The organism is Niveibacterium sp. 24ML (genome assembly GCF_026586805.1).
Lineage (GTDB): Bacteria > Pseudomonadota > Gammaproteobacteria > Burkholderiales > Rhodocyclaceae > Niveibacterium.
The window spans coordinates 91,534-109,184 of the sequence record NZ_JAPFHA010000016.1 but is presented as its reverse complement, the minus strand read 5'-3'; the positions used below and the strand labels follow the sequence as shown (position 1 = coordinate 109,184).

Sequence of the window (17,651 nt, the reverse complement as noted above, 5' to 3'; positions counted from 1 at the left end):
GTCAACGGGACGCCAAACTGCTGCGCAGTTTGGTACCCTCCGCTGCGCTCCGGCGCCCGTTACGTCCAACGTTAGGCTTCCACTTCCAATGACCGACGAAGTTGCCTTTTCCTTACCCACGAATTTCGTCAAACGCGCCTACATGAAATCGACGGCCGTCATGCTTATTGGCGTCCTGTGTACAGCCTATTTAGTTGGCAAGCATGCCGGCATAGCGTCCTCACTAACCGCCTGTGCAGTCATATTGGCTCTCCTAGGGTGCAGCTATTGGTACACGCTGCAGTACAAGTATGTGTTCGTATCACCCCAATATTTTCGTGGAAAGTCCTACTTCTCAAAACGCCCAGTTACCGTTTCGTGGAGCGACCCAATCACTTTGGCCAAGAAAAATACCGAGGAAGGCATCAATGGCTACGAAATCAAAACTGCCACCTCGCGCTACTCCCTATTCTTACCTGAGGCCATAGCCTACGACCCCGGTTTTCAGGCCCATATTTCCCTGCATGCCCCACCAAACCATGCTCTTCTTTCGTTATGCAAAGAAGCCTAACTGTGCAGTCAACCGGACACCAAACTGCTGCGCAGTTTGGTTCCCTCCGCTGACGCTCCGGTGCCGGTTACTTCCACGTTAGCCACTGCAAAACCAATGTCCGCAATTGCGCTGCTTACTGAACCTGGAAAACTTGTTGGTTTCCTCTTGCTCGCCAACCCGACCGCACTTGCCAGCGCTCCGTCGAGTTCCGACTGCATTCTCTCCGGCGTACCAACTGCTCCTTCGTTGTTCGAACACCCGCTTGGCGCCTTCGTTCAGTCCCACAAGAACACCGAGTTCTTGTGCCATATCGAGAAACGTGGCGAACGCCTCGTACTAGTTGGTCGGCCATCGGTTGAAAATGTACTTACGGTCGAAGTTGAGCCAACGGGAACCGGTCGCTGGAAGGCATCGACAAACGGCGAGCAACACGAAGGCTTCTGCGAACTTGCCCGGAAATAGCAATGGCTAACAGGTCAGTCAACCGGACACCCAAACTGCTGCGCAGTTTGGGTTCCCTCCGCTGGCGCTCCGGTGCCGGTTACTTTCAACGTTAGGCAAATTGGAGTTGTCATGGCTATACATCTGAACAACGTCAGAATTTCAAACTGTGGAGGCGGAATATCAGCACCCAAGGACGCCGAGATTCACGCCAACAACCTCGAAATTGTAAATACGGCGCAAGCGATCGAACTAAGAGACCCTCCCAGCATCCTTCAACGTCTCGGGCTCCCCCCCGAAACCCCTCCTGAATACCTAATTGAAGCGCTGAAGATTTTGGAGGCTACCAACGACATGCCTCAGAACGAGCGGCTTGATCGGTTGCGCGAATCCAAGCTCATTAAGTGGCTTGGCGTCACTGCTGACTTAACCGGGCTTGGTACCACGCTAATCTCCGCACAAGCAGCCGGACTCGTGTCTTCTCTTTTCGAGAAAGTCGTTGGTGCTTAGGCCTAACAAGTCCGTCAACGGGACGCCAAAATGCTACGCATTTTGGTTCCCTCCGCTGCGCTCCGGCGCCCGTTACGTCCAACGTTAGGCTCACCAGAAATATGCCTCGGTTAATTTACGGTATCACACTTGGTTTTTTCGCATGGCTGACCATGATGCTAGCTGATGCCCTTGGCTTAAGTTCGCACCATTGGCTAAGAAAACAAGCCCTACTCGCTTGCTGCCGAATAGGAGGGCTAGGCGGCGGTATAGACGAAGGGGCAGGAGCCCTGATGGAGGAGTGGGGAAATTCCGTCAAACCACTCCTACATGAAATGAGATGCAAGAATCAAATTCCTCGATCCGCACTCCATGGCGCCTACGTCCACGACGACATTTATCATGAGATTTGTGCTCAGTGGAAGAAGGGGTCCCCTGCCGAAGGGGTGGCGCACAAATTTCTAGAAGAAGTAATCATTCAGAGCGGCTATTTCAATGGAAAACAAGCGAGATTAGTTGGCTTGCACCAATGTAAACCCACCCCCGTATTCGAGGCTAAAACATTTGATGGCGATCTGTTTTTTATTCGCGTAGGCGAGTTCAGATCTGGGCGCGAACACGCCTAACAGTTCCGTCGAGAGGGACGCTTTGCAAGCTGCGCTTGCAAATTCCCTCCGCCGCTTCGCGGCTCCGGCCGCCCCTCACGTCCAACGTTAGGTTGTCCGCAATTAAATGAAGCTCACGGATGTACGAACCGCTATCTATGCCAGGCTAAGTGAGGCTCTCAAGCCGCATTCTTTCAAACTCAACAAAGGCCAAGAAGCGTTTGTACGCGCAATTCCACAGGGCCGGCAAAGTGTCTATATCTCCATCGTCGATCTGGAGCCCGCCTTTGAGTTCTCTGTTGTGATCGGCCTTAGGGCCGATCCTGTTGAGGAAATTGCTCATCTTTTCTCCGGGGCGCCAGAGAAGTATCAAAAGCTTTCCGAAACAGCAATCGTTCAGCTCAGTTACTTCACTGGTCGCGAAGAAACAGCCTACCTTGTGTCTTCAACCCAAGATATAAACTCCGCAACTAGTGCCGTTTCAACAGTTCTCTTTGACGCCGTTCTTCCTGTCTTGGAGGAGTGCAAAACCATCTCGGCTCTTGAAGAGCGGGTCAATTCGCCTCAACGAAATTTCAACACTGCACAACCGCCATACGCTTTGCTTACGTCTTTGGCACTGGCAGCCCTAGCAAACAGCAATGCTTTTGAGAGCCTTGCGTTTGAAGCTATTAACGTAGTCGCTAGGTACCCAGCGTCCGAACGTGAGAAAGTTGCACAATTGATTGAGTATGTAAGAGCAAAGAGAAGAGCTCATGACGTACCAACAACCTAACACTACAGTCGAGAGGGACAGCCACAAGCTGCGCTTGTGGTTCCCTCCGCTTCGCTCCGGCTGTCCCTCACTTCCACGTTGAGGGGCCCCGATGCCCAACGAGTTCACGAGATCCGAGACCAAACTGCTCCGCCGACTTGCGGACGAGGCGTGGGATGCCGAACTTCGAGTTTGCTTGTTGGAACTGCACGCGCAGTTCGACTCGTGGGCGAATCAGGGGATTAGTTCGTTTGAGCTGGTCGAACGCATCCATGAGTTTCACAACGGAGCTTCTCGCCAACTCTACGGGCGATACACGAGCCTGACTCCCGCTCTAGCGGTGGCCCGAGCTGTCGCCTTCGGGTTGATCGCAGACGATGCAATGGGCGCGCCGCTAAGAGAGAAGCTCGACGCCGACATCGACGCGTTCAGAGAACTTGGCGAGGGCCGTGGGTAATCTACCGATTACGGCGTTCTGGAGCGCTTGATCGTCCGGTTTGGAAGGGGCTGCGCGCTTGAAGTCCTGCAGGGGGCCGACCGCTTTTCGCCGGTTGCCGATGAGTGCCTCAACGCTCGTTAGCTGACGTTCGCGAGCCGATCACCCTGGTGCCCAGGGACCGCTATGGCCGAGAACGCGTCGCTCGGCGTCTTTGCTGCAGCGACGGCTAGCTAGCGCAGCAAGGCCGACGCAAGCGTGACGGGAGATGAGCGGCGGACGCGGACAACTGCACGACGCCGGGTGGGCGAGCGATCCCCTTGGGGCGGTTTCCTATTTTTGGGGCCGTTCTATGCATAGCTGGTAACGATCGGAGCTACACGGCACGCGCTTGGCTCCCAGCGGTAGGGCGAGCTCAATGCGATCACCGTTGCCGGTTGGGACGATGCGAACGCCACTGATTGGCGGAGATCGATGTTTGTATTCGATCGTGCCGAACGCGACAAGTGCAGCGACCAGGATCACCGTGCATGCGAGGGCGATACGCCAGAGCCGCGCTGGTAGTAGAGCCATCTCAACGATCAGTGGATAGAGCGGATCGTGATGGGCGACACCTGCACGATCCAGCTTTCGACGGATGGCTTTCCACTCGGCTTCGCAGGCCGCCCAAGCTCGAACTATTCCTGTCGGCGTCATGCGGGTCGATTGTTTAACGGCTACAGACATTGCGCGAATGGGGCGCTGATGGTGGTGAGCCACTTGCGGACACGCGCACGTTCGAAGATGGAGAGCGGTGAGTCCGGCTTTAGCGCATCTGCGAACGACAGGTCGTGGCGATCGAGCAATCCGGCGTCGAGTAGGGGAGGGAGTCTGAGAATCGATTTGCCGTGGGCCGCTTCGAGGAATTCCGGTTCGCTCAGCAGGGGCTTGAACGCGGCCTCTGGGTCATAGGTATGAATGCCACGCGCCAGGCCAAGGTTCAGGGCGACGATGTGTCGCACCTCGGGTAAGACACTAAGCGTGTCGAGCAGCGGCGAAACCGAGTCCAGTGACGGTTCAAGTACATGCCAGATCACGATTTCGGCATCGTAGTCCTGAAGTAGCGCTGCAGCCTCGTTCTGGGCTGCCCAGCGCCGGAACAACCGCTCGGCTCCCGCGCCAAGATCGAGCAACACGCTAGACCCGGCTGAGTTCAGGAGCGACGGCACAACACGCTGCTCATACCAATGTGCGACGAGGCCGTCCCCGTCCACGTCAACGACATCGGCGTCCTGGTGGAAGCGTTTGAGACTTGCATTCGACCCATCACCGTCGAAGGCCTTCAGTTTGATCCGACGTTCCGCCGAGGCCCATATCAACGCTCTGGCCAGCATGGACTTGCCGACGCCGCCCTTGCCCGCGATGACATGCAGGCGCTTGCGCGTTGGGCTATTTGATTGTTGAGCGATTGCCATGATTGGGTTCCCTTCAAGTTGCGTTGCTGGGGTTGGATGCAGCCACGAGCGCGCTTCTGCTCAGGCTGCGTCGTGGTGCTGGCCCGGCATCTTTGGAGAGGGGCGCGGTTGCCCGACCTCTTGTTGGTGGCTCCGAATTGGTTTTGCCGAGGCCGCCTGTTTCTGCGTCGCCATGAGCCGGCAACCTGTCGGCGGCTCGACGCAACTGATGGACGTACTTTCGAAGCACCCTGGCGTCAATCGCACAACCCGAAGCGGAGAACGCCGCGGCGATCGCCGCGTAACCGACGCCGCGCTCGCGAGCGGACTCGATAGCGGCGAGTTGGCGCCGCACCATCTCCTTCTTTGTGACCCGAGAGAACTTGTGGAGGCCCGCAAGTGCTTCCTCGAGTTGATTGACGTCTATGCGGGCGAGATCAATTGATGACAAGTGGTTGCCGGTGGGGTCCATGCCGACACCTCCCTAAGCCGCTGCTGGGTGACTCTGGGGTGCCGATTGGGCTCCTGGCGGAACCTTGGGGGCATCCACGAGTGCGCCGGTTATGTTCTTCAAGACAATATGGCTTCGAGTCCTCGCTCGGACTGGGTTGACCGCCCAGACGTTGGCAACGCCTCGATTTCCGGCAATGCCGTCTCGGCGTCTGCCGTAGTGGCCCTGGGTTCGAACCGATCGGTGTCCGAGAAACGCTGCAATGACTTCCGAAGCGAGCCCGTCGGCCTTCAGGTCGGCGGCGAGCTGATGACGAAACGACAAGGGTGTCGGACGGGGCGCGCCGACGGGCAGGGCCTCATCAGCTGCGCGTTGTACGAGTCGGCGGAGACGGTCGGCGCCGAAGTCGATCTCGGCGTCGTCGCCTGCGCCGAAGACGCACAGGTAGTCTTCAATCGCGCGAACGATCAGGTCCCCCTGGATGAGAACGCCGATACGCCGAATGGGTTGCCCGTTTGTCTCGGTGACCTTGCTGCCGTTGATATGGAAAATCAGCGCGTTCTCATCGCATGCGCGCTGAACGCGCACGCCACGCTCGAATTCGCTCGGCCGAAGGCCTGTGGAAATCAGGATCGCCAGTGCGGCGCGATCTTCGTCGTCTTCGGTGACGTCAAACAACCGCTCTCGCCAATCGGGTGGGAGGAGTGCTAGCTCGTCTCGCTTCGAGTGCGCCACACCGTCGGCTAAATCGCTCACGGGCTGATCCGCCGCGTTGAGTGGCGGCGGCTCGTAGCTGCCCGGCGGGAATCGATCTAGCAAATCGACCAGGATCCGCAGCATTGAAAGCTGCTCGGGTGCAACCCTGCCGTGCCTGAGCTTGCCGGTCTGCACAAAGTCGGACAGGGTCGTTTCCCGCAGCTGCCCCAGAAACCAGGTCAATGCGGCCCGATAACGATAGGCCGTTGCCTTTGCCGCGATCGCCGTGCCTCCGGTGAAAAGACGTCGGAGGTCCTTTTCGTATGCCGCTTGGGTGGCGGGCGAAATCTTTCGCGGTGGCAGCGGCGCATCCCAAAGTCGGTTGAGAAGCACGAGGAGTTCAGTTGGTTCGTCCATGGTGCGGTTCCTTGGTCGGCAGGGATATTGTGGGTGTCAAAGAAGGTGTCGCCAAGGGCAATCTAGTGGTTGCAATTGTGGGTGTCAAGAGTGGTGTCATTTGTTTGCGAGAGCGCGTTTACTCCTTGCATTTCAGGGTGTCTCAGGCGGTGTCAAATGTGGTGTCGCTCTGGGCTAGAATTCGCGCCATGAAACGTTTGACCCCAGCACTTGCCGCGCTCTGTCGCCTGCAACCGAAGAGCGTTCGCTCTCTTGCGGCAGCGATCGGGGTGGAGAAGTCGAACCTGTTTGCCGCGCTCGGAGGGCGTCGTGGACTACCGTTGGAGGTTTGGGGGCGCCTGCGCGAGGAAATCGGATTGGATGACGCAGGGCGGCCATCGGACGATCGGGTTCATCGTTGGTCTGTCCAGTCTCTTGAGAGCCTGCGAGGCGTCTTGGCCGCCTGGTTTTTGGGGGGGGAGTGTTGGCAACTGGAAGATGGGAACCAGCCCCGCAGTGCATCTGACACCGCCCGACCGTGGCATTGGCTAGTCCGGTTGCGGAGGCTGGATGGCGCGACTTTGTACGCCATCGGTGATGGCGTGTTTGAGTGCTCCGAGGCTCATCCGCTTCTTGCGACGGTCGCCCAAACCCTTGTTGTCCCGGATATTGGTCCCTGGCTTTCGCATCAGGTTAAGGTTGCCGATGCCGCCGCACTAATTGCCCATGCGGAAGGGGGGCGGTGCGCCACGTGGGCCACTTGTATCGAGCGTGCGATCAGTCTGGGATATACACCTGCCGGGCTTATGGCGATTCTTGACGGCCTTGAGGCGGTAGATGACGAGCAATCTTGCACACCGCAGGCCGATCAGCCGTGGGAAAAGCGTTGAACTGTTTGGCGCAGTGTCATTGATCAAAGCTGTTGCTGGGAGTTCGCCTCATATCGCAATGATGGGGTTGCCCAAGTGGTGAGCCAAGAGAAGAAAGAAGGAACATCTATAAATTCCTTCCTTCCTTCCTTCCTTCCTTCCTTAGCTCCCCTATTTGCGTCTTCCTGATTCTTGGAAGGACCACTTTGTGCCATTGTCGGGTCGCGCTGCTGTCCTTTGATCGTTAGCAAAAGAGGGCGTTGGTTTGTTCTTGTGGCTGAAGTCCGTCGCGTACAGGATCGGCGCACTGCGATCGTTGAAAATTGACCCACCGAGCAAGGCTACCCGAGGGGGCCCTGGTCTGCGAAAGTCAGTTGTTCCGGCGGTTCGGTTTTGCCTCCTTTTCGTTTCTTGGATGACGTGGCGCGAAGTGCATCAGCGGTGGTCGTGCTGAGCCGAAAGCGCCAGGACTCGTTGTCCGTATCCACGATGTGGCAGTGATGGGTGAGGCGATCGAGGAGCTCGGTGGTCATCTTCGCGTCGCCGAATACGCTGCCCTACTCGGAGAAGCTCGGTTTGTGGTGATCACGACGCTGGTGTGCTCGTAGAGCTTGCTGAGCAGGTGAAAGAGCAAGGCCCCGCCTGCTTGGCTGAACGGTAGATAACCGAGTTCATCGATAATCAGCATGTCGGCGTGCATCAGCCGATGGGCAATCTGGCCGGCGTTGCCGGCCGCCTTCTCCTGTTAGAGCGCGTTCACCAGTTCGATCGTGGGGTGAAAGCGCTGCGCGTGCCATGTCGCTGCACCGCTTTCACGCCCAGCGTGGTGGCCAGATGGGTCATGCCGGTGCCCGGTCCGCCGATGGCGCTCCAGGAGAGCGCATTGCATCTCTCCCTGTCATTTGCTCCACTCTTCCTGCGGATCGCCCCATAAACACCTACTCGTTGAAGGTATTGCGACAACCGGTTGAATCCTCCGACTAAGCCGGCCGTGGAACTCGCAACGTTGGACTGGGTAGCCTGGTTCAACCATCATCGGCTCATGGGGCCGTTGGGCTACATCCCTCTTGCGGAGTTCGACGCCAATTACCATCGTCAACGCGCTGGTCAGGCCGTGACCGTCTGACCTAAATCAAATGGCCTCCGAGAAACCCGGGCCGATTCAATGGTGTGTAACAGCTACACGTTGTGCACTCGATGCCGCAACTTCACTCAGGTCACTCGGCACCTAGAAGCTCAGACTTCTCATGCGAGCCCAGGGTGTATCCGTAATCCACGTTTTTCGTGCATGAGATATATGCAATACACACGCAAGCTGTTGTTTTGCTGGGACTATTATGAGATTTTCCCCTCTTGCCTAGGGCGTTCCAACGCGGCAATCTTGAGGTGTGACCGCGGGGCTGCCACCCCGCGGTCACAGGGGACGACGTGTCAACTACATCGTCTGCTTGGGACCAAGCGGACCTAGGGTACCCCTGCCGCCCGGTAGGGGCAATGCTTCGCGTCGTCATGGGATCTCACTCATTTGGAGGCTTTTCATGACAAAGAAAACGAGACAAATGCGGCCCTCGACTGCAGTCATACATTTTTCCGACCTGCCCCGCGAGGCGCTCCTTTCCATTTCGGATGTGTCGTTGATTTCCGGGAGATCGAGGGCCTCGATTTATCGCAGCATGTCCTCCGGGGATCTTGCATCAGTGAAGATTGGTGGGTCTCGCCGAATCTGCGTAGGCGCAGTCAGACAGCTGATTGGGACCGATCTGGATGACCGGAAATGAGCGCCCCTCGGCTAGATTCCGCAGTGCGTTCGACCATCACGCGTGGTGAGTTGGAAGATCAAAGGATCAGCCTACAGTCGCGCGCAGTCCTCGCCTGGCTGAAGACGCACGCTTCGCACTTTGAACCCCGCGTAACGTATCTGCAGGCGCGACTTGGTATCACAAAGGGGGGGTGGCCAAAGATCCGTGAGGAGCTGCTCGCGTTCGGGGTTCTCAAACGTGATGTCGAAGGCCGGCGGCGAGGTGGATTTTCTTGGGACTTGAAGGTTATTGAGCAAACAGCGAGGCCCACGCTGCCACCGAAGCCAACAGGGGTAACAGGGAGCATTGCCGACCTGCTTTCGGCGCTCGCACCAGAGTACGGATTGACGGATGACGAGATCGCGATTTTGCTCGCAGAGATCGCGGGCCGGGAGCGTGCGGCGGAGCGCGGTGAGGTGGATCCCGTTCGGTGTATCGAGGCATGGTTGCCGAAGATCATCGCGACTCTTCGTGCACGTGGTCCGCAAGCTCTTCGATACGGTTATTCCGCCGTGAGAGCCAGCACTCGTCGGCGGCGGGAAGACGCCGAGCGGGAGGCCTTGCGCCAGCGCAATCGCATCGCAGGCAGCCGCTGCGGAGAATCGCCTGTCGAGCAATTGGTCAAGGGCGCTTCCTCAAATGATCGGAAGGATGTTGCCGCACACTTGCGCGGCATCGTCGCTGCCGACAGCCCTCACCTGGCGGCGCTGCTGCGCCAAGCTGAGAAGGGGCTTGCGGAGGGGCGAATCATAGGAGGACCGATTCGACCGCTCATCGAGCGTGCCGCGACTGCGGTGCTTGACCGACGGTCGGCGCTGGCATGAGGTCTGGCTCCTGAACTTGGCTCCCCGCGTTAGCGGGGAGCTTTGTCAGGGCGTCATCGCAAGAAAGCGGTCCGTCGACGCCTAGCGACCGAACTGGGCTTGCAGTTGCGCGCGAATCACGCTTCGCTCCTGGCCGTGGTGCGCGCGGCGGTGGCCATCGGGGCAAAGCGCAGCGACGTTCGAGTCCTGATCGGGCACGCCCTCGCAGAGCGGAACGACATGATGGGTTTCCAGGTAGGTGCGGCTGTCGTGGGGTTCGAAGCCGCGCTCGCCGCAGTACTCGCACACTCCGCCCGCGCGTTTGAGCACGCGCATGCAAACTTCACGGCGGCGCAGGTAAGTGCTTGTTTCGCGGGTGGGGCGTTCGGGATCCGTGGCGTCGGGTTCGATAAGCGCGAACTGATCGGCGAACCTGCCTGGTGCGACGCAGTGCGTGATGCAGCATTCACCAGTCATCATGCCGTAGTAGATGATCGCCCACGGTACGGGATCGACCGTGTGACGTTTGGCGCGCGATGGCTTGGCCTGGTCGTCGTCATCGTCGTGCGTGTCACAGTCGCAAATGATCACGCGTGACTAACGCTTGGGCTCAGACTGTCCTGTCGTATGCGCCAAGGTCTTGCCGGTCTCTGGACCAAATCAGAACGCGACTTAGAGGGTACTTCGCGCAGGCGCCTTCCCATTCCTTGATGATCGACAGGTCGCCAAAGCCAATGCCACGACTGACGCTGTCTGGGAAGTCAGCCAGCCATTCCAGTACCTGTTCGTTGATTGGGAATCGGGTCATGCGCCATGGCGCCTTGCCGCGCAGAGCCTTACCGACTTGATCCACGAAACGTGCCGCAGCGTCGCGGGCGTGTGCTCTGTTTTGGCAGTGCGCGATGTGGTTTCCGGTTTCCACTACTGCGGCCATTGGAAGCAACAAGTGGTCGCCGTGCTCGAGATAGGTCTTCAGTTCGGCCATTACACCTGCGCGATCCTGATTGCGGCCAGGAACATCGAGCACGTTCAGCGTAAGCGTCCGCCGCCGACCGTCTTGCGAGTTACTCAGTCGGAGGGGTTGATTTCGTCGGTGAACTCGCTCTGGTTCCACGCGCGGGCGATGGCCACGTCAAGTCGGGCCAGGAGTTGGTAAAGGGTTTCACCGTCGCGGCGCTGGAGCATCGCCAGGCAGTTGTGTTCGTCGGTGGCGATGGCGACGCAGCCGACCGGGGCCATCTGGCCCAGCGAGATCTGTCCTTCGGTCTCGATCAGCGCGGCAACATTGGGCAGGCCTGCCAGCGGGTCGTGCGGCGGGATTGGCGCTACGCGGCTTGCCGGTTTGCGCCCAGCGGGGCGAGGTCGACGTTCCATGGCAGCAACTCGTTGATGCGGTTGATCGGGTGCTCGGCGATACGCGCGAGTACGTGACGCAGGTAGGCCTCGGGGTCGAGCGCGTTGAGCTTGGCCGAGCCGATCAGGCTGTAGAGGGCCGCAGCACGTTCGCCGCCCGCATCCGAACCTGAGAACAAGAAATTCTTGCGCCCCAAGGCCACGGCGCGCAGCGTCCGCTCGGCCGCGTTGTTATCGATCTCGATGCGTCCATCGCTGGCGTAGCGCACCAGTGCCGGCCAGTGGTTGAGCGCATAGCCGATCGCCTCGGCGAGCGCCGAGTGGCGCGACACGCGTGCGCCTTCGCGTTCGAGCCAGGCGTGCAGCGCGTCGAGCAGCGGCTTGGCCTGAGTCTCGCGGACTTGCCGTCGCATCGCAGGTGGTGCGCCGCGAATCGCCGACTCAATGGCATAGAGCGCGCCGATTCGCTGCAGCGCTTCGGTGGCAATCGGCGAGGCGTGCGCCTGGTGCAGTTCAAAGAACTTACGCCGCGCGTGCGCCCAACACGCGGCCTCCTGGATGCGTCCGCTCTGGTAGAGCGCGTCGAAGCCCGCGTAAGCATCGGCCTGCAGGATGCCGCAAAAGGCGGCCAGATGCCGCTGGGGATGTTCGCCGCGCCGGTTGGGCGAATAGGCGAACCAGACCGCCGGTGGATCGGCGCAGGCCGCCGGGCGATCATCGCGCACGTAGGTCCACAGGCGTCCTGTCTTGGTGCGCCCCTTCCCCGGTGCGAGCACCGGCAGTGGCGTGTCATCGGCATGCACTTTCTCGCCGGCCAGCACATAGTCGCGTAGCGCCTCGACCAGCGGGGCGAGCAGCGCTTGGCTCTGGGCGACCCAGTCGGTCAGCGTGGAGCGCTCCAGTTCGACCCCCGAGCGCGCATAGATTGCGCTCTGCCGGTACAGCGGCTGGTGGTCGCAGAACTTGCCCACCAGCACATGGGCGAGCAGCGCGGGCCCCGGCAGGCCGCGCAGGATCGGGCGCGAAGGGGCCGCGGCCTGCACGATCGCGTCGCAGCACACACAGGCAAGCTTGGGCCGGACATGGCGCAGCACCTTGAAGTGGGCCGGCACGTATTCGAGCATCTCCGCTACGTCCTCGCCCAAGCGCTTGAGCGCGCCACCACACGCGGGGCAGTGCGAGGTGGGCAGCCGATGCTCAATCGACTCGCGCGGCAGATGGGCCGGCAGCGGTTTGCGCGCGTGATTGCTTGCGCCCGGCTCCTCGCGCTCGGTGCTGCCCGCAGGAGTCAGTGCCGATGTATCAGCCGGTGTGGATTCGATGCCCAGCTCCAGTTGCCCTGCATCGCTCAGACGCTCGGCGCGGCGCCCGAAATGCAGTCGCCGATACTTCGCAAGCAGGAGCTTCAGGTGCGCGTTCTCCTGCTCCAACGCCCAGAGCCGATGCTGCTGGGCCTCGATCTTGGCGAGCAGTTCAGCGGGGCGAGGCGCGTGATCAGAACCGGGCATGCCCAGAGTCTACGGGATCGCGCGCCCGGTGAACAGCCCCCGGGCACATACGCCGTTAGGCGGCGCGTTCCGGCTGCCAACTGCGCTGCGGGTGCCGCCAGTCGATCCCTTCGAGCAACATCGAGAGCTGCGCGGTGGTGAGGTGGATCGCGCCTGCATCAGCTTGCGGCCACACGAAGTGGCCCTGCTCCAGGCGCTTGGCAAACAGGCATAGGCCATCGCCACTCCACCACAAGAGCTTCACCAGGTGGCCGCGCCGACCGCGGAAAACGAAGACGTGGCCAGAGAAGGGATTCTCCGACAGCGCGCCTTGCACCAGTGCAGCCAGACCATCCATGCCGCGACGCATGTCGGTGATGCCGGCCACCAGCCACACCCGGGTGCCGGTGGGCAGCCCGATCATGCTTTCACACCCAGGCATTCGAGAACCGTGCGCAGCGCACTGCGGCTGACCTCGCCGTGCACGCGCACTGTCACGCGCCCGAGCACGATCTCGATCGAAGCGGTCGGCGCCTGCGGCTCGGACGGCACGCTGGTCGCAGGTGCGATCACCGGGATCAGCGCGGGGAGTGCCGTCGTGCGCGCTGCCGCGACATCCGCCTTGAGGGCAACGGCTGCGCCGAACTTGCCAGCGCGGTACTCACGCCGCCACCTGAAGAGCATGTTGGCGTTGAGCCCATGCGCTAGCGCGAGCTTCGCGACCGAGACCCCCGGCGCGCAGGCCTGCTCGGCCAGCGTGTGTTTGAAATCGATCGGATGATTCGGGCGCCCTTTGCGGCTCGCCGCCTTGCTGTCGGTATCCAAAGTAGTCCCCACTACTCACAGTGATGGACACTACTCTGGACAGCATCGGGCCCGGACGAAAGACGGTGATGGGCGGACGCTTACCGTTCAGCAGCACCGATGTATCGACAATAACAATGGTGCTCATTGACGAGCTTCCCCAGTATCGCCCTGCAAAGCGTCAAACCAAGCCAATGCCTGACGTTTCTTCTCCTCGGCGCCGGGGTGGTGCTTCACGAAGCGCTCCAGCAGCCCGCTGGTCATCAAATGCCCCAATGAACCCTGCGCGAGCAACTCTGGCATGTCGGGTATATCCTGCATCCGCGTCAGGCAGCTCGCACCACTTGTGGCGTCGCGGTAGCAAAACACCACGTCAGGAACGGCAGGGTCTGGCAGCGCGTCGAGCATTGCCGGGTTGTGTGTAGAGAGCAGCACGCGCAGCTTCCTGCGCTCTGCTATCGCGCGGATCCTTTCCAGCAAGTGCCGCGCCCGGCTTGGGTGGACGCCGTTGTCTATCTCTTCGATCACCACCAAACTGCCTTCTTGCGCAGAAAGCATCGCCGCCGCGATGGCGAGCACCCGCAAGGTACCGTCGGACAGTAGCGTGGCGTCGTAGCTCATCGCGTGGCCACCGAAGGTTTCCACCAACTGCACCATCAATTCGCCGCGCGGACCGGTAAGGAACTCGATGTCCTGAATGTCCTGTTCAGGCAAGCTCTGGATGAAGCTCAGCACATCCGCTTTGTTTTGCGGATCAGAGCACAGGTGATGCAGAACGCTGGAGAGGTTTGTCCCGTCGCCCAACAGCCTGCGTTCGCTCGCAAAACTGTAGTCGCGCATTTGGGCGGGTGCCGGGTCAAGGAACAAGATGCTGCTCAGCAAACGCTCATAGTTCTTGGCGACAGCGGGTATCGTCTGTTGCGCTTTCTGCGTTGAAAAGCTGGCCGGGCTGGTGAGTTGAAGGAATACGGCAGTTTGGTCGTTGCAAGTAATGTGCGGTTTGTTGGGCCCGCGAGCGAAGTTGTTGTAAGCCACGCCAGCGTCCGAGCCCAAGCCCTGTGCGGGCTGGTCGAGATCGTAGAGGCGAACGCCGCCTGACGCGTTGCTGATCTGCTCGCCAGCAATGTGAAGTTCGCCTTCGCGCAGCGTTAATCGCATACGGAGCTGGTTCCAGTCCGCGTCGTCCGTGTCGCATCCGATCTCAAGGGTAGGTTCCAGGCGGAAAAACAGATCATCCACTCGGCCGCGCACCACCCGGTGGGCGCGGTTCACCTCGTATTGAATCGCAGAGAGCCGCTGCCCCTGTGCTAGCCACGATAGCAGGCGCAGTCCTTCTAGCGCGTTGCTCTTGCCTGCCGCGTTAGCACCAATCAGAACAGTGAGTGGGCCAAGCGGAAGCCGCGACTCGCGATAGCTTTTAAACATGCGCAGCGTAAATGCGGTCAGCATGAAGAGTCTCCGATAGAAGCGGCCAGCGTAGCACTTCCCCTGCGGCGCTTGGGTTTGGGGGCGTTGTCGCGCTGGGTGGCGAGGCGTTTGAGGAGTTCGGTGGCGGGTTCGTCGTTGGGGTCTTGCGGGACGAGTTCGCCGCGGAAGGCTTTGGCGAGCAGGGCGGGTGTGAGCTGGCCGGCCTGCTTGCGGGCGGTGGCGAGGCGGGCTTCGAGGCGGTCGGCGAAGGCGAACAGGGTTTCTACGCGGCGGACGATTTCGAGTTGTTCGTCGAGAGATGGCACGGCGACAGGCGTTTCAGCGAGCTGGGCGAGGTTCAGCGTCTTGCGGGCAACTTCGCGAGAACTGCTCAGTAGCCACCATTGAACTGCGGGGGTCGATAGCCAGCAATCAAGCCATTGAGCCAGTACGTTGGCAGAAGGGGCGATGCGCGCGATCGCGCGGGCGATGTTCCCTTCGAAACCAGAGGGGACAACGGCGGTTCGTCCGATCGTGCCGACAATCGAAACTAGAAGATCACCCGCTACGACACGAGAGCGTTTGTATTCAAGATCAACCGATTTGGAGACTGTGCGAAGGCCGGCAATCAGAATTGCGCCATTCTCCATGTCCTGAACTCGCACCAGCGGAACGCCATCATCTGCCTCGTTGCCAGGTTGAACGACTCCGTAGCAAAGAGGGCGTTTCTTGTTGATCAGATCGCTCAACGTGCACCGCTTCCAAGTTTCGGGCACCGCCAATTGCTCTTCGCCAAGGGATACGTTGCGAGTTGTCGGTGAGTCCACGTCGGGGGCACCGGTCCCACAATGATGGGTAGCTCGCCAGTCTTCGGTCAGGCGGCCGGAGGTGGCGGCGGCGAGGATGGATTGGCGGAAGCGTTTGAGCAGGGCGGGGATGCGGTCGAGGCGGTCGCGGCAGGCGTCCACCCGCGCCAGCACGGTGTCGAGCTTGTCGGCGATGCGTTTTTGTTCGGGGAGTGGTGCGAGCGGGGCCGCCGCCCCAGTAATGTCGCCCACACGGAGATACGGAATTGTTGATCCGCGTTCCGCGTTGGTGATGCTCGGCAAAACGAAAGACACAAGTCGATAAAGATAGCGGCCATGAACCAACGTCGGTTCAATTACGTAGGTGCGTTGGTAGGCATCAAACTTTCCCTTGAACCATTTGATCGAAAAACCACCGTTGCCCGCCAGTAAGACGGCTTCTGTATCAAACGAAAACGAGTTGATTCTAAGTGGTGTCTCCGAGCAGGTAAAAAACGGGAATTGACCATCAGGAGAGGCCGCGTTTGCATCCAATTTTCCAGTGCGAATAGTGGTGATTTTTCCAAGGGTGGTCGTGCTCCAACCTTGCGGCAACTCTTTCATTCGTCCACCTCTTCACCCAGTTCCTCCAGAATCGCCTGCAACTCCGCAATTGCGCCTTCGAGTTCGCTCATCGCTTCCTGCGCGAGCACGGCGGGTTCGGGCAGGTCGGCGGCGTCTTCGGCGTTGTCGTCCTTGAGCCAGGCGATGTCGAGGCTGTCGCCGCGCTCCTTGATCCACGCGCGGGTGAAGCGGCGGAAGCGGCCTTGTTCGCCAGCGTCGGTGCGCGGGCCGTGGCTCGTGCCGGAGGTGGCGCGGGCTTCGGCGGCGAGCGGGGCGTAGGCGGCTTCAAACTCCTTGAAATGGTCGCGGGTGAGCGGGGTGCGCTTGCCGAAGCGCGGCATGTTTGCGCGCAGGTCATAGACCCAGACTTCCTGCGTGGCGCCCTCGGCGTTGTCGCTGACCTTGTCGAAGAACAGCACGTTGGTCTTCACGCCCTGGGCGTAGAAGATGCCGGTGGGCAGGCGCAGGAGGGTGTGCAGGCGGCACTTGTCCATCAGGTCGCGGCGGATGTCGGCGCCGACGCCGCTTTCGAACAGCACGTTGTCGGGCAGCACCACGGCGGCGCGGCCACCGTCTTTCAGATGCCGGTAGATGTGCTGCACGAAGGCGAGCTGCTTGTTGGCGGTGGTGTAGGTGAAGTCGTCGCGCGTGGGACCGCCGCCGCCCTTGGCGGTGCCGAAGGGCGGGTTGCTGAGGATGATGTGGCTCTTGGGCAATGCAGCGCCGGCGGTGCCGAGGGTGTTGCCCAGATGCACGACGCCGGCCGCGTCGCCTTCCATGCCGTGCAGCAGGCAGTTCATCAGCGCCAGGCGGCGGGTGCCGGGCACAAGTTCCATGCCGATGAAAGCGTGGTTGCGCTGGAAGGTGCGCGCTTTCTCGTTGAGGTCGTAGAGGTTGTCCGTGCGGGCCTTGATGTAGGTGTCCGCCGCGATGAGGAAGCCGGCGGTGCCGGCGGCCGGGTCTTGCACGGTTTCGCCCGGTTGCGGGTCGATCAGCGCGACGATGCTGTCGATGAGCGGGCGGGGGGTGAAGTACTGCCCGGCGCCGGACTTGGTTTCGGTGGCGTTCTTTTCGAGCAGGCCCTCGTAGAGGTCGCCAAGGCCGTCGCGCTGGGCGGAGAACCAGTCGATGGCGTCGATGCTCTTGATGAGCTGTTCGAGGTGGCGCGGTTCCTTGAGGCGCGTTTGCGCGTCGGCATAGATGGCGGCGAGCAGCGGGTCGGTGCTCTTGGAAAGATCGAGCAGGGTGGCGCGGTAGTGGTTGAGCAGGTTGAGCCCGCTGAGCTTGGCGATGTCGGGCCAGCGCGCGCCGGCGGGCAGCTTGTGGCCGGACATGACGCCGCTTTCTGCGTTTTCGTGCTCCATCTTGATGAAGAGCAGCAGCACGAGCTCGGTGACGTAGTCAGAGTAGTTGATGCCGTCGTCACGCAGGACGTCGCAGAGGTTCCAGAGTTTCTGGACGATTTCGTTGTTGCTCATGTTTTAACT

At 60.4% G+C, this 17,651-nt stretch carries 19 protein-coding genes and 2 pseudogenes; 8 read left to right on the top strand and 13 right to left on the bottom strand.

The window, feature by feature from the left end; translation table 11 throughout:
• The 5 genes from OPU71_RS14280 to OPU71_RS14260 form a co-directional block, all read left to right on the top strand.
• The coding region (locus OPU71_RS14280) for a hypothetical protein (protein ID WP_267728680.1) at nucleotides 1-550 on the top strand (550 nt) is incomplete at its 5' end.
• A 96-nt stretch (nucleotides 551-646) separates the two neighbouring features.
• Nucleotides 647-994: a hypothetical protein gene (locus OPU71_RS14275; protein ID WP_267728679.1), complete on the top strand. Its 348-nt coding sequence runs from the start codon at nucleotides 647-649 to the stop codon at nucleotides 992-994.
• Between the two features lie 111 nt (nucleotides 995-1,105).
• Complete coding sequence (locus OPU71_RS14270) at nucleotides 1,106-1,483, top strand: hypothetical protein (protein ID WP_267728678.1); 378 nt, start codon at nucleotides 1,106-1,108, stop codon at nucleotides 1,481-1,483.
• A 711-nt stretch (nucleotides 1,484-2,194) separates the two neighbouring features.
• Nucleotides 2,195-2,842, top strand: a complete 648-nt coding sequence (locus tag OPU71_RS14265) for a hypothetical protein (protein ID WP_267728677.1) — start codon at nucleotides 2,195-2,197, stop codon at nucleotides 2,840-2,842.
• 91 nt (nucleotides 2,843-2,933) lie between these two features.
• Nucleotides 2,934-3,278, top strand: a complete 345-nt coding sequence (locus OPU71_RS14260) for a hypothetical protein (protein WP_267728676.1) — start codon at nucleotides 2,934-2,936, stop codon at nucleotides 3,276-3,278.
• A 695-nt stretch (nucleotides 3,279-3,973) separates the two neighbouring features.
• Here OPU71_RS14260 and OPU71_RS14255 read toward each other — a convergent pair.
• Genes OPU71_RS14255 through OPU71_RS14245 form a run of 3 tightly spaced genes read right to left on the bottom strand, consistent with a single transcriptional unit; the run spans nucleotide 3,974 to nucleotide 6,254 of the window.
• Nucleotides 3,974-4,711 (bottom strand): hypothetical protein, encoded by a 738-nt coding sequence (locus OPU71_RS14255; protein ID WP_267728675.1) that lies wholly within the window; start codon nucleotides 4,709-4,711, stop codon nucleotides 3,974-3,976.
• A gap of 13 nt (nucleotides 4,712-4,724) precedes the next feature.
• Nucleotides 4,725-5,162: a hypothetical protein gene (locus OPU71_RS14250; protein WP_267728674.1), complete on the bottom strand. Its 438-nt coding sequence runs from the start codon at nucleotides 5,160-5,162 to the stop codon at nucleotides 4,725-4,727.
• Between the two features lie 12 nt (nucleotides 5,163-5,174).
• Entirely contained in the window at nucleotides 5,175-6,254 is a 1,080-nt protein-coding gene (locus tag OPU71_RS14245) for a site-specific integrase (protein ID WP_267728673.1), read from the bottom strand.
• Between the two features lie 188 nt (nucleotides 6,255-6,442).
• On the opposite strand from OPU71_RS14245, the gene OPU71_RS14240 reads away from it, so the two are divergent.
• A complete protein-coding gene (locus OPU71_RS14240; RefSeq protein WP_267728672.1) occupies nucleotides 6,443-7,123 on the top strand; it encodes a hypothetical protein in 681 nt (226 codons plus the stop codon).
• Between the two features lie 320 nt (nucleotides 7,124-7,443).
• Here the strand turns inward: OPU71_RS14240 and OPU71_RS14235 are convergent.
• Nucleotides 7,444-7,966, bottom strand: a pseudogene (locus OPU71_RS14235) (ATP-binding protein); the annotation flags it as partial.
• Between the two features lie 115 nt (nucleotides 7,967-8,081).
• Here OPU71_RS14235 and OPU71_RS14230 point away from each other — a divergent pair.
• Nucleotides 8,082-8,228, top strand: a pseudogene (locus tag OPU71_RS14230) (IS3 family transposase); the annotation flags it as partial.
• Between the two features lie 675 nt (nucleotides 8,229-8,903).
• The gene (locus OPU71_RS14225; RefSeq protein WP_267728671.1) at nucleotides 8,904-9,725 is read left to right on the top strand and encodes a hypothetical protein; all 822 of its coding nucleotides are present in this window, start codon (nucleotides 8,904-8,906) and stop codon (nucleotides 9,723-9,725) included.
• 81 nt (nucleotides 9,726-9,806) lie between these two features.
• On the opposite strand, the gene OPU71_RS14220 is transcribed toward OPU71_RS14225, so the two are convergent.
• The 9 genes from OPU71_RS14220 to OPU71_RS14180 form a co-directional block, all read right to left on the bottom strand.
• Nucleotides 9,807-10,295, bottom strand: coding sequence for an HNH endonuclease signature motif containing protein (locus OPU71_RS14220; RefSeq protein ID WP_267728670.1), 489 nt, complete (start codon nucleotides 10,293-10,295; stop codon nucleotides 9,807-9,809).
• Nucleotides 10,296-10,314: 19 nt separating this feature from the next.
• The gene (locus tag OPU71_RS14215; protein ID WP_267728669.1) at nucleotides 10,315-10,689 is read right to left on the bottom strand and encodes a hypothetical protein; all 375 of its coding nucleotides are present in this window, start codon (nucleotides 10,687-10,689) and stop codon (nucleotides 10,315-10,317) included.
• 83 nt (nucleotides 10,690-10,772) lie between these two features.
• Nucleotides 10,773-11,078 (bottom strand): hypothetical protein, encoded by a 306-nt coding sequence (locus tag OPU71_RS14210; RefSeq protein WP_267728668.1) that lies wholly within the window; start codon nucleotides 11,076-11,078, stop codon nucleotides 10,773-10,775.
• Nucleotides 11,030-12,565: an IS66 family transposase gene (tnpC, locus tag OPU71_RS14205; RefSeq protein WP_420712386.1), complete on the bottom strand. Its 1,536-nt coding sequence runs from the start codon at nucleotides 12,563-12,565 to the stop codon at nucleotides 11,030-11,032. The genes OPU71_RS14210 and tnpC overlap by 49 nt, the downstream gene beginning before the upstream one ends.
• Before the next feature lie 55 nt (nucleotides 12,566-12,620).
• A complete protein-coding gene (gene tnpB / locus OPU71_RS14200) occupies nucleotides 12,621-12,968 on the bottom strand; it encodes an IS66 family insertion sequence element accessory protein TnpB (RefSeq protein WP_267728667.1) in 348 nt (115 codons plus the stop codon).
• Nucleotides 12,965-13,369: an IS66-like element accessory protein TnpA gene (tnpA, locus tag OPU71_RS14195; protein WP_267728666.1), complete on the bottom strand. Its 405-nt coding sequence runs from the start codon at nucleotides 13,367-13,369 to the stop codon at nucleotides 12,965-12,967. Before tnpA ends, tnpB begins: the two co-directional genes overlap by 4 nt.
• A 123-nt stretch (nucleotides 13,370-13,492) precedes the next feature.
• Complete coding sequence (locus OPU71_RS14190) at nucleotides 13,493-14,797, bottom strand: AAA family ATPase (RefSeq protein ID WP_267728665.1); 1,305 nt, start codon at nucleotides 14,795-14,797, stop codon at nucleotides 13,493-13,495.
• Nucleotides 14,791-16,164, bottom strand: a complete 1,374-nt coding sequence (locus OPU71_RS14185) for a restriction endonuclease subunit S (RefSeq protein ID WP_267728664.1) — start codon at nucleotides 16,162-16,164, stop codon at nucleotides 14,791-14,793. The genes OPU71_RS14190 and OPU71_RS14185 overlap by 7 nt, the downstream gene beginning before the upstream one ends.
• The gene (locus OPU71_RS14180) at nucleotides 16,161-17,642 is read right to left on the bottom strand and encodes an N-6 DNA methylase (RefSeq protein ID WP_267728663.1); all 1,482 of its coding nucleotides are present in this window, start codon (nucleotides 17,640-17,642) and stop codon (nucleotides 16,161-16,163) included. Before OPU71_RS14180 ends, OPU71_RS14185 begins: the two co-directional genes overlap by 4 nt.
• Between the last annotated feature and the right edge of the window lie 9 nt (nucleotides 17,643-17,651).

Excerpts from the sequence above, each read along its gene's own strand:
- tnpC (WP_420712386.1), bottom strand. The coding sequence starts at position 12,565 with ATGCCCGGTTCTGATCACGCGCCTCGCCCCGCTGAACTGCTCGCCAAG.
- tnpB (WP_267728667.1), bottom strand. The coding sequence starts at position 12,968 with ATGATCGGGCTGCCCACCGGCACCCGGGTGTGGCTGGTGGCCGGCATC.
- OPU71_RS14185 (WP_267728664.1), bottom strand. The coding sequence starts at position 16,164 with ATGAAAGAGTTGCCGCAAGGTTGGAGCACGACCACCCTTGGAAAAATC.
- OPU71_RS14180 (WP_267728663.1), bottom strand. The coding sequence starts at position 17,642 with ATGAGCAACAACGAAATCGTCCAGAAACTCTGGAACCTCTGCGACGTC.
- OPU71_RS14240 (WP_267728672.1), top strand. The coding sequence starts at position 6,443 with ATGAAACGTTTGACCCCAGCACTTGCCGCGCTCTGTCGCCTGCAACCG.
- OPU71_RS14270 (WP_267728678.1), top strand. The coding sequence starts at position 1,106 with ATGGCTATACATCTGAACAACGTCAGAATTTCAAACTGTGGAGGCGGA.
- OPU71_RS14210 (WP_267728668.1), bottom strand. The coding sequence starts at position 11,078 with ATGGAACGTCGACCTCGCCCCGCTGGGCGCAAACCGGCAAGCCGCGTA.
- OPU71_RS14215 (WP_267728669.1), bottom strand. The coding sequence starts at position 10,689 with ATGGCCGAACTGAAGACCTATCTCGAGCACGGCGACCACTTGTTGCTT.
- OPU71_RS14190 (WP_267728665.1), bottom strand. The coding sequence starts at position 14,797 with ATGCTGACCGCATTTACGCTGCGCATGTTTAAAAGCTATCGCGAGTCG.
- OPU71_RS14265 (WP_267728677.1), top strand. The coding sequence starts at position 2,195 with ATGAAGCTCACGGATGTACGAACCGCTATCTATGCCAGGCTAAGTGAG.
- OPU71_RS14245 (WP_267728673.1), bottom strand. The coding sequence starts at position 6,254 with ATGGACGAACCAACTGAACTCCTCGTGCTTCTCAACCGACTTTGGGAT.
- OPU71_RS14250 (WP_267728674.1), bottom strand. The coding sequence starts at position 5,162 with ATGGACCCCACCGGCAACCACTTGTCATCAATTGATCTCGCCCGCATA.
- OPU71_RS14260 (WP_267728676.1), top strand. The coding sequence starts at position 2,934 with ATGCCCAACGAGTTCACGAGATCCGAGACCAAACTGCTCCGCCGACTT.
- OPU71_RS14255 (WP_267728675.1), bottom strand. The coding sequence starts at position 4,711 with ATGGCAATCGCTCAACAATCAAATAGCCCAACGCGCAAGCGCCTGCAT.
- OPU71_RS14275 (WP_267728679.1), top strand. The coding sequence starts at position 647 with ATGTCCGCAATTGCGCTGCTTACTGAACCTGGAAAACTTGTTGGTTTC.